At 48.3% G+C, this 13,262-nt stretch carries 11 protein-coding genes, 1 tRNA gene and 2 pseudogenes; 12 read left to right on the top strand and 2 right to left on the bottom strand.

Translation table 11 applies throughout. The features are described 5' to 3' along the window. Positions 1-223: pseudogene (locus ACLQ6D_RS11160) on the top strand (hypothetical protein); the annotation flags it as partial. 149 nt (positions 224-372) lie between these two features. Here ACLQ6D_RS11160 and ACLQ6D_RS11155 read toward each other — a convergent pair. Continuing rightward, entirely contained in the window at positions 373-690 is a 318-nt protein-coding gene (locus ACLQ6D_RS11155; protein WP_411727358.1) for a hypothetical protein, read from the bottom strand. 949 nt (positions 691-1,639) lie between these two features. Here ACLQ6D_RS11155 and carA point away from each other — a divergent pair. From carA to greA, 3 genes are read left to right on the top strand one after another with little or no spacing between them, the layout of a single operon-like run. Next, the gene (gene carA / locus ACLQ6D_RS11150) at positions 1,640-2,773 is read left to right on the top strand and encodes a glutamine-hydrolyzing carbamoyl-phosphate synthase small subunit (protein WP_411727357.1); all 1,134 of its coding nucleotides are present in this window, start codon (positions 1,640-1,642) and stop codon (positions 2,771-2,773) included. Between the two features lie 33 nt (positions 2,774-2,806). Further along, entirely contained in the window at positions 2,807-6,025 is a 3,219-nt protein-coding gene (carB, locus tag ACLQ6D_RS11145; RefSeq protein ID WP_411727355.1) for a carbamoyl-phosphate synthase large subunit, read from the top strand. A 34-nt stretch (positions 6,026-6,059) separates the two neighbouring features. Further along, on the top strand, positions 6,060-6,536 hold the full coding sequence (gene greA, locus ACLQ6D_RS11140; protein ID WP_411727353.1) for a transcription elongation factor GreA: 477 nt from the start codon (positions 6,060-6,062) through the stop codon (positions 6,534-6,536). Between the two features lie 40 nt (positions 6,537-6,576). On the opposite strand, the gene ACLQ6D_RS11135 is transcribed toward greA, so the two are convergent. Next, positions 6,577-6,843, bottom strand: a complete 267-nt coding sequence (locus tag ACLQ6D_RS11135; RefSeq protein ID WP_411727352.1) for a YhbY family RNA-binding protein — start codon at positions 6,841-6,843, stop codon at positions 6,577-6,579. Positions 6,844-6,888: 45 nt separating this feature from the next. Between ACLQ6D_RS11135 and rlmE the strand changes: the two genes are divergently transcribed. The 8 genes and pseudogenes from rlmE to ACLQ6D_RS11095 all read left to right on the top strand — a co-directional run. Then, positions 6,889-7,506: a 23S rRNA (uridine(2552)-2'-O)-methyltransferase RlmE gene (gene rlmE, locus ACLQ6D_RS11130; RefSeq protein WP_411727351.1), complete on the top strand. Its 618-nt coding sequence runs from the start codon at positions 6,889-6,891 to the stop codon at positions 7,504-7,506. Between the two features lie 142 nt (positions 7,507-7,648). Next, positions 7,649-9,571, top strand: coding sequence for an ATP-dependent zinc metalloprotease FtsH (ftsH, locus tag ACLQ6D_RS11125; protein WP_411727350.1), 1,923 nt, complete (start codon positions 7,649-7,651; stop codon positions 9,569-9,571). 88 nt (positions 9,572-9,659) lie between these two features. Further along, positions 9,660-11,015: a phosphoglucosamine mutase gene (glmM, locus tag ACLQ6D_RS11120; RefSeq protein ID WP_411727349.1), complete on the top strand. Its 1,356-nt coding sequence runs from the start codon at positions 9,660-9,662 to the stop codon at positions 11,013-11,015. 56 nt (positions 11,016-11,071) lie between these two features. Beyond that, positions 11,072-11,818: a triose-phosphate isomerase gene (gene tpiA / locus ACLQ6D_RS11115; RefSeq protein WP_411727348.1), complete on the top strand. Its 747-nt coding sequence runs from the start codon at positions 11,072-11,074 to the stop codon at positions 11,816-11,818. A gap of 16 nt (positions 11,819-11,834) precedes the next feature. Then, positions 11,835-12,374 carry a preprotein translocase subunit SecG gene (gene secG / locus ACLQ6D_RS11110; RefSeq protein WP_411727346.1) on the top strand — a complete coding sequence of 180 codons (540 nt, stop codon included), beginning with the start codon at positions 11,835-11,837 and terminating at the stop codon, positions 12,372-12,374. 14 nt (positions 12,375-12,388) lie between these two features. Beyond that, positions 12,389-12,473, top strand: a tRNA-Leu gene (locus ACLQ6D_RS11105). A gap of 48 nt (positions 12,474-12,521) precedes the next feature. Continuing rightward, positions 12,522-12,701 carry a hypothetical protein gene (locus ACLQ6D_RS11100; RefSeq protein WP_411727345.1) on the top strand — a complete coding sequence of 60 codons (180 nt, stop codon included), beginning with the start codon at positions 12,522-12,524 and terminating at the stop codon, positions 12,699-12,701. A 190-nt stretch (positions 12,702-12,891) separates the two neighbouring features. Next, positions 12,892-13,262 (top strand): annotated as a pseudogene (locus tag ACLQ6D_RS11095) (transposase); the annotation flags it as partial.

Genomic DNA, 13,262 nt, shown 5'->3' with positions numbered 1-13,262 from the left:
TGGGTATAAAACGAGGGAAGCAGGACGGCTGGGGCAGCCGCAGGCATTGGCGGTCGCGTTAAGTTTTTGCCGCTTGCTTGGGCTGGGACGCCCAAAACAAGCTTTCGCAAAAATAGCGACTCCCTTTCTTAAACTGGAAGCGCGTTATGGCGGACACTTTGTGTTGATGAGCAATGGCAGTTTTGGGGGGATTTATCAGCGCTTGCAGGATGCCCTAAATTAAATACACATCGTTCCCACGCTCCGGCGACACGGGACGCAGGAGCGTCCAGGGGTGAGTTCCCACGCAGAGCGTGGGAACTATAAAACTTAATTTTACTCTGACCCCAAAGAAATAACTAAAATCAATGGAGTCTGACCCCATTGATTGTTCTAGGCGTGGGAACGGGTATTCCGCATTTCGATACAAATATAAAAAAACCAACAATTAATATTATGCCGAATATGAATTAGTTGATATCTGTGAATGTACCGAGATTGAGAATAAGAATAGGCCTCTTCATGCTCTTCATGCTCTTTTGGAGCAAGCTTCGAGAGAATAAATCTGGAGGCACCAGGAAATAGTTCCGTCAGCTTTGTGCCGACAGCATTTTCGCGCAAATATCTGACAAGCTCAATGAGGGCAAGACATCCTGCAACAACAGCAATAAAAACCTCGAATACGAATACAGCTAGCTCAACGCCATTCATCACTTCAACTCCTCGCTCTGTGAGTATAGTATTGAACCACTCCCTCGCCGATAACTCGAAGAGTGTTGATTATCAATAAGATGAACCACAGCCAGAAACCAACATACATTGTCATTTCTTGCGATGTAGGATTTACCTTGATCAAATAAAGCGCATACAAAAGAGCCCCTACAAGAGCTGGAAAAAAACATAAGGAAACGATCGCGCGTAAATCCGTAAATTCAGTCAAAGTGACCATGGAAAGTGAAAATAGAAGAAGAATATATATTGGTTGTGGAAAGGGAGGTGCGTATGCACCGAGCGCGGATAGTCCGTATTGAATTGTCAGTGGTGCCGTAGGCACGACTATGCGTAAGAACAGCCAAGTAAATATTGCATTGGTCACAATCCCCTCCAATCACACTCTGTTGCCTAACTACAATTAGGCATCCTAATGGACGCAAAACATTGCGTCATGCGGTTGTCTAATCGAGTTTTAATTTCTAAAATAATAATTGTATCAATTCCTTATTAATTTTTAGTGCATCCTAAAGTAAAAATAAATAGCATCAAAACCACGCAATGTTTAGCTTAGGCGATTTAATCACGCTGTGCGGCGTGATAATAGCTTTTTAAGTTTAGTTCAACAAGCACTATTTTCTAAGCTCGTCATACCCGTTCCCTGCGGGTATGGCGCGATTGTGGAAGGAATGGACAATGTAGGATTAAGGAGTTCTCGGATAAGTCCTTCGACAGGCTCAGGATGAACGGCAACTTATTGATTCCAATTGTGTTGAGCCGTTGGCTTGTCATGTGGTCAAACCCCAAACAGAATCGACTTCTTAAGCGATGCCTCAAATTGTTAATGACCCAAACGCCATAATCCCGTAAAATTGCACAGATTTTTATATTCGATAGCGGGGTGCAGCCGTCAGGTTCCATCCCGTTTTGCACATTTAAGGTGGCGTGTTTGGCTAAGTCCGCAGTATTGGTATTGGAGGATGGAACGGTGTTCAATGGGATGGCCATAGGCGCTGATGGCTATTCTGTGGGGGAGGTCGTGTTTAATACGGCGATGACGGGTTACCAAGAAATTCTCAGCGACCCTTCTTATGCCCAGCAGATTGTGACTTTAACCTATCCGCACATCGGTAATGTGGGGACGACCAGCGAAGATGATGAGTCGGCAAAGGTGTTCGCCAGCGGTTTGGTCATCAGGGACTTGCCTTTGCTGGCGAGTAACTGGCGCAGCCAGAAAAACCTGCAACAGTATTTGCTGGATAATCAGGTGGTCGCCATTGCCGAAATCGATACGCGCAAACTGACACGTTTGCTGCGTGATAAAGGCTCACAACGAGGTTGCATTGCGGCGGGTGAAGCGGTGGATGTGGAAAGAGCCAAAAAAGCGATAGTCGGCTTTCCGGGTTTGAAAGGCATGGATCTGGCTAAAGTGGTCACTACCGACCAGCCTTATGAATGGACGGAAACGACCTGGGATTTGGAAAAAGGCCATACCCAAGGGGAAAATCTGACTAAGCATGTGGTTGCTTATGATTTCGGGATTAAACGTAATATTTTAAGATTATTGGTCAATCGGGGCTGCCGGGTGACGGTCGTACCTGCGACGACTACGGCAGATACGGCATTGGCAATGAATCCTGATGGCGTTTTTCTGTCCAACGGCCCTGGCGATCCTGAACCCTGTACGTATGCGATTGAAGCAATTAAAGCGATTTTAACCAAACGGATTCCGGTGTTCGGTATTTGCTTAGGCCACCAGCTATTGGCCTTGGCTAGCGGCGCGAAAACCGAGAAGATGAAGTTCGGTCATCATGGTGCTAATCATCCAGTCCAGCACAAAGCGACGGGGCGGGTGTTGATCAGTAGCCAAAACCACGGTTTTGCCGTCAATGAAGCAAGTCTTCCAGCCAATTTAGTGGCCACGTACCATTCCTTGTTCGATGGCAGTTTGCAGGGTGTTGAAAGGACAGATTGTCCCGCCATGAGCTTTCAAGGCCATCCCGAAGCCAGCCCTGGGCCGCACGATATTGAGGGCTTGTTCGACGGATTCATCGACATGATGAATCAGGCCAGCAAACACTAATCATTTGATCTGTAAATAAATTCAGTAGCTAAAATGCCGAAAAGAAGTGACATAAAATCGATATTGTTGTTGGGCGCAGGGCCCATTGTGATTGGTCAGGCGTGCGAGTTTGATTATTCGGGTACACAAGCGTGCAAGGCGTTACGGGAAGAGGGCTATCGCGTCATCCTGGTGAATTCCAATCCCGCCACGATCATGACCGATCCCGATATGGCGGATGCGATCTACATTGAGCCTATCGACTGGCAGACGGTGGAAAAAATTATCGAAAAAGAACGCCCCGATGCCATATTGCCGACGATGGGCGGACAAACGGCGTTGAACTGCGCCTTGGCGCTGGACGAACATGGTGTGTTGGAAAAATATGACGTTGAGATGATCGGCGCGACCAAAGAAGCGATCAACAAAGCAGAAAACCGCGAACTTTTCAACCAAGCCATGCGGAAAATTGGCTTTGAAGTCGCCAAATCCAAAACCGCCCATTCCATCGAGGAAGCGCTTGCCGCACAGCAGGAAGTCGGTTATCCGACGGTTATCCGGCCTTCGTTTACCATGGGTGGCAGCGGCGGCGGTATCGCCTATAACAAAGAGGAGTTTCTCGAAATTTGTGAGCGTGGGCTGTATCTGTCGCCAACCAATGAGCTGCTGATCGAAGAATCCGTATTGGGCTGGAAAGAGTTCGAAATGGAGGTGGTGCGCGACTCCAAGGACAACTGCATTATCGTTTGCGCCATTGAAAACTTTGACCCAATGGGTGTGCATACCGGGGATTCGATTACCGTCGCACCCGCGCAAACATTGACCGATAAGGAATACCAGATTCTCCGTAATGTCTCTGTGGCGGTATTGCGGGAGATAGGCGTGGATACCGGCGGTTCTAATGTGCAGGTGGCGATCAACCCAGTTGACGGGCGCATGATAGTCATCGAGATGAATCCCAGGGTGTCGCGTTCTTCGGCCTTGGCGTCCAAGGCGACCGGATTCCCTATTGCCAAAGTGGCGGCGAAACTGGCGGTGGGTTATACCTTGGATGAGCTGAAAAATGAGATCACTGGCGGTGCAACGCCGGCATCGTTCGAGCCAACGATTGATTACGTCGTGACAAAAATACCACGCTTTGCCTTTGAAAAATTTCCGCAAGCGGATGACCGTTTGACGACGCAAATGAAATCCGTCGGCGAGGTCATGGCAATTGGCCGTACCTTCCAGGAATCCCTACAAAAGGCCTTGCGTGGCTTAGAGATTGGCATTAGCGGCTTGGATGAAATTGTTGATTTACAGGCAGAGGATAACCACGACAAAATCCAGCGGGAGTTGCGTCATCCAGGCCCTGACCGCCTGTTATACGTTGCGGATGCTTTTCGTAGCGGCATGTCCTTAGATGAAGTCCATAATGCCAGTAAAATTGATCCCTGGTTTCTGGCGCAAGTGCAGGATTTGGTCGTTACTGAGCAATCTTTGGCTACAAAAACCTTGGCGACCTTGAAAGAGGGCGAGCTTTACAAGCTCAAACGCAAAGGTTTTTCCGATATACGCTTGGCAAAGTTGCTAGATACGTCGGAATCTGAAGTACGTAATGTACGTCATAAGCAAAATATCCGTCCGGTTTATAAGCGCATTGATTCCTGTGCGGCAGAATTTTCTTCCGACACGGCATATCTTTATTCAACCTATGAAGAAGAATGTGAGGCGCGGGTTACAGATAAGGATAAAATTATCATTCTGGGGGGTGGCCCTAACCGGATAGGGCAGGGCATAGAATTCGATTACTGTTGTGTCCATGCGGCTTTGGCCTTGCGTGAAGATGGCTATGAAACCATCATGATTAACTGTAATCCAGAGACCGTATCCACCGATTTTGATACTTCAGACCGTTTGTATTTTGAATCCTTAACGCTGGAAGATGTGCTGGAAATAGTGCATCTGGAAAAGCCTAAAGGCGTGATTGTGCAGTACGGTGGTCAAACGCCCTTAAAACTAGCCCGCGCATTAGAGGCGGCAGGTGTTCCGATCATCGGTACTTCGCCCGATTCCATAGATTTAGCCGAAGACCGAGAGCGTTTCCAAAAATTGCTGGAAAGGCTGGGCTTGAAACAGCCACCCAATGCTACCGCGCGTTCGGTCGAGCAAGCGATTAACGCTGCGAAAGAACTCGGCTATCCATTGGTTGTGCGCCCGTCTTACGTTTTAGGCGGTCGGGCAATGGAGATAGTCGTTAATGAAGAAGGTTTGCAGCGGTATATGAAAGAAGCGGTAAGCGTGTCTAACGATTCGCCAGTATTGCTGGATCGCTTTCTTGATGATGCGGTAGAAATGGATGTCGATGCGATTTATGACGGCGAACGTGTGCTGATTGGCGGCTTAATGGAACACATAGAGCAAGCCGGTGTGCATTCGGGCGATTCTGCATGTTCGTTGCCGCCTTATGAGTTGGCGCAGGACATACAGGATCAGTTGCGCGAGCAAGTCGGGAGGATGGCTGAGGCCTTGGGCGTAAGGGGATTGATGAATGTCCAGTTTGCCATTCAAGGCCAGGATATTTATGTGCTGGAAGTGAACCCCAGGGCGTCGCGCACGGCTCCTTTTGTGTCGAAAGCGACCGGCTATCCTTTAGCGAAAATTGCCGCACGATGTATGGTCGGCAAAACGCTGGCGCAGCAAGGTATCACTAAGGAGCGCATCCCCAACTATTATTCCGTAAAAGAGGCCGTATTTCCGTTCGTTAAATTTCCTGGGGTTGATCCTTTGTTAGGCCCGGAAATGAAATCAACGGGTGAGGTCATGGGCATAGGCAAAACCTTTGGCGAGGCGTTTGCAAAATCACAACGGGCTACGGGAGTAAACTTGAATACCAGTGGTAAAGTGTTGATTAGTATTCGTGATGTTGATAAGGCCAAAGTGCCGGATATAGCCAGGATGCTGGTCAGCAAAAATTACGAGATAGTTGCGACAGGCGGCACGGCGAGATTTCTCCAGCAAGCGGGTATTCCCTGTGAGATAGTCCATAAGGTCAACGAAGGTCGTCCCAATACCGTTGACATGATTAAGAATGACCAGATTCAATTAATCATCAATACCACGGAAGGCAAAAAAGCCATTTCGGATTCGTTTACCATGCGTAGGGAAGCGTTACAGCATCGCGTGACGTATTACACCACAATGGCCGGGGCAAAAGCCGCCTGTTATGCCTTGGGTGAACTGGATGCAGGTGATGTGAACTGTTTGCAAGATTTGCATAACAGTCTGATCTAATAAAGAAAAGCTAATAGTTTGGAGCAGTAGACACATGAATAAAGTACCCCTGACAGTTAAAGGCGCGGAAAAGCTAAGGGCAGAATTGGAAGAATTGAAATCTGTCGTCCGTCCACGCATTATTACGGCGATTGCCACTGCCCGTTCACACGGCGATTTGAAAGAAAACGCCGAATACCATGCCGCGAAGGAGCAGCAAAGCTTTGCCGAAGGGCGCATCGCTGAAATTGAAGGCAAGCTGTCTAACGCGCAAATTATTGACATTACCAAGGTGGATGCCAATGGCAAAGTCGTGTTCGGCGCGACGGTCAAAATAGAAGATGTTGATTCCGAAAAACGGGTCACCTACCAAATCGTGGGTGAAGATGAGGCCAATATCAAAGAAGGCCGTATATCTATTGGCTCACCCATTGCCAGGGCGTTAATCGGAAAACAAATTGAGGATGTCGTTACCGTGAAAGCACCGGGTGGTAATGTGGATTATGAGATTATTTCGATTGAGTATATTTAATACAGGTTCAAGGTACAGGGCGCAAGGTTCAAAAAGTGGCTTACTTGTTTGGGTTTAAACGGTAAATAACCGCTACTTGACCTATCTTTTGTATCAAAGTCGCGCCTGTGGTAGCGCACATTTGTTCGCTAATATGATTTCGTTGATCCCGTTCAGCGCGGATTTTTACTTTAATCAGCTCGTGAGTAATGAGAGCGATTTCTGTTTCTGCCAGCACGGCATCCGTAAGCCCGGCCTGCCCGACCATAATCACGGGTTTTAAGCAGTGGGCTAGCGCCTTTAGTTTTTTTCTGCGTGCCGCATCCATGATGTTGCACCTAAATCAAACCGTCAATTTTTCACTAAAAGATAAATGAGCCGAACTAAAAGCAGTGCCCGCTGGATGCAGGAACATTTCGATGATGAGTATGTCAAATTAGCCCAAGCGCAGGGCTATCGTTCGCGGGCAGTTTTCAAGCTCAAGGAAATTCAGGAAAAAGACAAATTCATCAAGCCCGGCATGAATGTCGTTGATTTGGGCGCAGCACCCGGCGGGTGGTCGCAATTCGTCCGTCCGATTTTAGGCAAAAAAAGTAAGCTCATCGCCTTGGATATATTGCCTATGGAGCCAATTGAAGGGGTTACCTTCATCCAGGGCGATTTTCGTGAAGCCGCTGTTTTGGATACCTTAACCGTCGCCCTGGATGCCGCTCCCGTGGATATTGTCTTGTCCGATACGGCTCCCAATATGAGCGGCAGCAAAGGTATTGATCAACCTAATGCGATGTACCTTGCTGAATTGGCTTTGGATACGGCAAAAACTGTGTTAGTAAAAGGCGGCGCTTTTTTGGTCAAAGTGTTTCAGGGCGAAGGTTTTGAAGCTTTTTACCGGGATGTGCAAGATCATTTTGAAAAAGTCGTGATCAGAAAACCAAAAGCATCGAGGCCAAGAAGCAACGAAGTTTATATTTTAGCTAGAGGCTTTAAATAAGCGCCAATAAGCTCCATAACATTGAGGAAACTTGTGCGAATGTGAAAGCAAGTAATGTAGAACAGTCAGGATGCCCGTATCCTGATATAATTGAAGCTGTTTTTAACCGAACTGTTCAGGTCTGGGGTGTGTAGTGAATGACATGATGAAAAATATAATCCTGTGGGTAGTCATCGCAGTGGTTTTGATGTCTGTTTTTAACAATTTTGGCTCGCAGGGCGATCAGGGTGATTCATCGCCGTTATCCTATTCCCAGTTCATAGAAGCGGTAAAAGCCGGACAAGTTCAGCACGTAACAATTGACGAGCATATTGTCAAAGGTAAATTACAGAGTGGTCAATCATTCAAGACCTATGCACCGACAGATGCCCACATGGTCGATGATTTGCTGGCTAACGGCGTTGATATTAAGGCCGTTCCACCTGAACAGCCTTCTATGCTGATGCAGTTATTGGTATCGTTTGGGCCTATGCTGCTATTGATTGCCGTCTGGGTTTTCTTTATGCGGCAAATGCAGGGTGGTGCCGGTGGGCGCGGTGCGATGAGCTTTGGCAAAAGTAAAGCACGGATGCTCGAGGAAAACCAGATTAAAGTCACTTTTGCCGATGTCGCCGGTTGCGATGAAGCTAAGGGAGAAGTTGTAGAAATGGTCGATTTTCTCAAAGATCCGGCCAAATATCAGAAGCTGGGTGGAAAAATTCCTCGCGGCGCGTTGATGATAGGGCCTCCCGGTACAGGTAAAACCCTGTTGGCCAGAGCCATTGCCGGTGAAGCAAAAGTCCCGTTCTTTACCATTTCAGGTTCAGATTTCGTGGAAATGTTTGTCGGTGTCGGCGCTTCCAGGGTCAGGGATATGTTCGACCAGGCCAAAAAACATGCACCCTGTATCATCTTCATAGATGAAATCGACGCGGTAGGACGCCAACGCGGCGCTGGCTTGGGCGGCGGTAATGATGAGCGTGAGCAAACCTTGAACCAGTTGCTGGTGGAAATGGATGGTTTCGATGGTAACGAAGGCATTATTATCCTTGCCGCAACCAACCGTCCGGATATATTGGACAAGGCATTATTGCGTCCGGGACGATTTGATCGCCAGGTCACCGTTGGTTTGCCTGATGTTAGGGGGCGCGAACAGATTCTTAACGTTCACATGAAAAAAGTGCCTGCGGCAGGAGACGTTGAGGTTAAGTATATTGCCCAGGGTACGCCAGGGTTTTCCGGGGCTGATCTGGCAAATTTGATTAACGAAGCGGCTTTATTCGCGGCACGTTTTAACAAACGCGTGGTCAGTATGTCCGATCTTGAAAAAGCGAAAGATAAGCTGATTATGGGGGCTGAAAGACATACCATGGTCATGGATGAAAAGGAAAAAAAGATGACTGCCTACCACGAAGCGGGTCATGCGATCGTCGGGCGTATCGTCCCAGAACATGATCCTGTCTATAAGGTCAGCATTATGCCCAGGGGTCGCGCCTTGGGCGTTACCATGTTTTTGCCTGAGCGTGACCAATACAGCGCCAGTAAACAAAAACTGGACAGTATGATTTCGAGTTTATATGGTGGGCGTATTGCCGAAGAATTGATTTTCGGCTGGGAACAGGTCAGTACCGGCGCTTCAAATGATATAGAGCGTGCGACCGAATTGGCGAGGAACATGGTGACCAAATGGGGCTTGTCGCAGCGGCTAGGGCCATTAACGTACAGCGAGGAAGAAGGTGAGGTGTTTTTAGGCCGTTCGGTGACGCAACATAAGACAGTTGCGGAAGAAACGTCCCATACCATCGATGAAGAAATACGTTGCATCATTGACAGGAACTATGAGCGGGCGGAAAAAATCCTGAAAGAAAATACGGACATACTTCATACCATGGCTGCGGCCTTGATGAAATATGAGACTATCGACAAACATCAAATCAATGATTTGATGGAGCGTAGGCCCGTAAAGGCTCCAGCGGGTTGGGATGATACCCCGCCTCGCGGTGGAGTTGATGTTGAAGGAGCTAATGAAAAAAAGGATGACATTAAAGCCGGGCAGCCCATTGGCGGCGCTGCTGAGCAAAGTTAACAGCAATCAGGGACAAAATAAGGAGAGATACGCAATCTCTCCTTTTTTATGCGTGTTTCCGCTAACTTGATAAGTGAACTGAAATAATATGGCTAAAAAGTATTTTGGTACGGATGGTATCAGGGGTAAGGTTGGAGAGCATCCCATAACAGCCGATTTTCTGTTAAAGCTGGGTTGGGCGGTTGGCAAAGTTTTCGCCAATGAAAACCATGATATCGTCCTGGTTGGAAAAGATACCCGTATTTCCGGTTATATGTTTGAGTCGGCCCTTGAAGCGGGCTTGACTGCCGCTGGAGTTGACACCCATTTGCTTGGACCTATGCCTACGCCGGGAATCGCTTACCTGACCCGCACGTTACGGGCGCATGCGGGAATAGTTATCAGTGCCTCCCACAATCCTTATTATGATAATGGCGTTAAGTTTTTCTCAGTTCACGGCACCAAATTGCCGGATGAAATAGAGGAAGAAATCGAGCGCTATATAGACTCACCCATGACCACCGTAGAATCATCAGGTTTGGGTAAAGCAAAGCGGGTCGGTGATGCGGCCGGGCGATATATTGAGTTTTGCAAAGCCAGCGTGCCGACTCGGCTTGATTTTGATGGGCTGCGGATTGTTGTCGATTGCGCCAATGGCGCCACCTACCACATTGCCCCGCATGTGTTCAGTGAGATAGGCGCGGAAGTCGTTTCTATTGGCGTAGAACCTGATGGTGTCAATATCAATGACGAATGTGGTGCGACCAAACCACAAAAATTAGCTGAGACAGTACTGGCTTACCGGGCAGACTTGGGTGTCGCTTTGGATGGTGATGGCGACCGTTTGATTATGGTCGATCATAAGGGCGAAATCGTCGATGGTGATGAGCTAATCTATATCATCGCCAAATCCAAGCTGAAAGCTAATGAGCTTGCCGGGCCTGTCGTTGGCACGTTAATGACCAACCTCGGGATGGAACATGCGTTAAAGCAACTAGGCATAGACCTTCTTAGGGCAAAAGTCGGGGATCGTTATGTCATGGAATTACTGGTTGAGAATAAGGGCATATTGGGCGGTGAAAACTCGGGCCATATTATTTGCCTGGACAAGACGACGACAGGTGATGGCATTATTGCCGCCTTGCAGGTTATGGCCGAAATGCAAAACAGCGGAAAGAATTTGCATGAACTTAAGTCAGGAATGACCAAATATCCCCAGGTTTTGATAAATATCAAGACAAAAACCAAGCTAGACCTTGACGGCAATGAAGCAATCCAAAATGCGGTCAAAGAAGTCGAAAAAAAGCTGGGCAATACGGGCCGTGTGTTGCTGAGGGCATCCGGCACTGAACCGCTAATCCGCGTCATGGTCGAAGGCCAAAGTGAAGACAAAGTGACCGCTTATGCAAATCAATTAGCGGATCAGGTCATTAAAGCACAAACCATTAAATCAATGGATGCTTGAATTGGCGGGTATTAAACTATATTATAAGCGATTTTTGATTATTTTGGGGGATAACGATGCGTCGCTCGCTGGTGGTAGGAAATTGGAAAATGAACGGAACCCGCAGCAGTGCGGAATCGTTGGTGAAAGGGATCATAGCCGGTTTAGGTGCGGATGTTGCTGATATTGCTGTCTGTGCCCCTTATGTTTTTCTGTCTGACATCGGTCAAATTGTCAACAATACCCGTTTGGCATTAGGTGCCCAGAATGTAGCGGATAAGCAATCAGGCGCTTATACCGGTGAAGTATCTGCCGCCATGCTCAAGGAATTTGGCTGCAAATATGCACTTGTAGGCCATTCCGAACGGCGCACTTATTATGGGGATACCGACCAGTCCGTTGCCGCCCGTTTCTGCCAAGCCCAAGATCAGGGCGTTATTCCGGTACTATGTATTGGTGAAACCCTAGAGCAACGGGAGCAGGAGCAAACTTTTGAAGTCATCACCACCCAACTCGATGCGGTGGTTGATATGGCCGGTATTGCAGCATTCAACAATGCCGTGATTGCTTATGAGCCAGTCTGGGCGATCGGTACGGGACTTACAGCCACCGACGAACAGGCACAAGAAGCCCATCAATTCATCAGGTATTATCTTGCAGCCAAAGATCAGGCCGTGGCAGAAAAAATACAAATCCTATACGGTGGCAGCGCCAAACCAGACAATGCAAAAGGTTTGTTTGCCATGCCGGATATTGATGGCGGATTAATTGGCGGGGCTTCTCTGGATGCAGAGTCCTTTTTGAAGATTTATCACTCGGTTTAAAGTCGTACAACAACTTATGTATCAGGTAATTATTGTAATTCACATACTATTGGGATTAAGCATCATCGGTTTGATTTTAATGCAGCAGGGCAAAGGCGCTGATGCTGGCGCAACCTTTGGCGGTGGCGCTTCAGGTTCGGTATTTGGCGCCCAGGGTGCGGCATCATTCCTGTCCCGCACGACTGCAATTTTGGCAACGATGTTCTTTATCACCAGCCTGGGGCTTGCCTGGATCAATAGCAATAAAACCGGCGCGGCTGTCGATTTTATGGGGACTCCTGCCGTCGAAAAAGAAGCGCCAGATTTAGGATTGCCTGATGTGGACGGTGCAAACACCAAAGAAAGCCTTCCAGCCCCATTACCGGAAAGCAAAGAAGGTGTGGCAGTACCTGCACCTGTTGCAGAACAACCGGTTAGCACCACACCTCCTGCCGCCTCTAATCCGGCTTTAGAACAAACTGTAGTGCCTATGGCAGAGGATATAAAGGTTTTTGAAGAACAGGACTCAGAGCTAAAATCGGATAAACCGGATAAAGTGCCAGTAAAAAAGAAATAAGAATAACTGATTATGCCGATGTGGTGAAATTGGTAGACACGCCATCTTGAGGGGGTGGTGACGCAAGTCGTGCCGGTTCAAATCCGGCCATCGGTACCAAATAGAGAGTCAAGAAAGCAAAAAACCAGCTTTATAAGCTGGTTTTTTATGCCCGAACATTTTGTTCAACAAGTGGTGGGTGTAGGCAATAAAGGCTGGTCAAGGTTGTTTAGGTTGGGCGTTTTTGGCTCGCCCGTGGTTGAGAAAGTGGAGTTTCTCAACCCGATGGGGCATGTTGCCCCGTCGGTAGCGTTTTCCAAAATGACAACACAAACAAAACGTATATGACGGGGGTTCAAACCTGTCTCTTGATCACATCTTACCTGAAGAATAAACTATAACCCTATGATTTAAAGATAGGGTATGTAGTTAAAATGATTCCAACAGATGAACTGGCGTGGTCACGCCAACTATTTGGCGAAAGTGGCCTGGGAGATGTGCAAGAAGGGCAGCGCGGTTAGTGGACGTGGCCGCACGCATGGCGAAACACATGGGTAGCTCGTTGGCGAAGAGCTGTGAAGGCAATCAGGCCGCCGTGTTGGGAAGCTATCGGTTGATGCGCAACGGAGCCATTAACCCCGAGTCGATTCGGGCAAGCGGCTTCGCGCGTGTCGCAGGACTGGCACAAGCCCCTAAACTGCCCTTGGCGGTTGAAGACACCACCAGCGTCAGTTATCCGCATGCGGCGGCGGCCGGGTTGGGGCTGACGGGAGGCAAGCAGGCGGCCAAGCGGAATGGCTTCCTGGTGCATTCGGTGTTATTGCTGGATGCCCAGGGCGGACGCACCGTTGGATTAATAGCACAGCAGCATTGGTGCCGTGACCCGGCGAGCTATGGCAAGAACCGCAC

The sequence above is a fragment of the Methyloglobulus sp. genome (assembly GCF_046714055.1).
In the GTDB taxonomy this organism is placed as follows: domain Bacteria; phylum Pseudomonadota; class Gammaproteobacteria; order Methylococcales; family Methylomonadaceae; genus Methyloglobulus.
The sequence above is the reverse complement of the archived record's forward strand: the minus strand, read 5'-3'. Positions and strand labels throughout refer to the sequence as shown.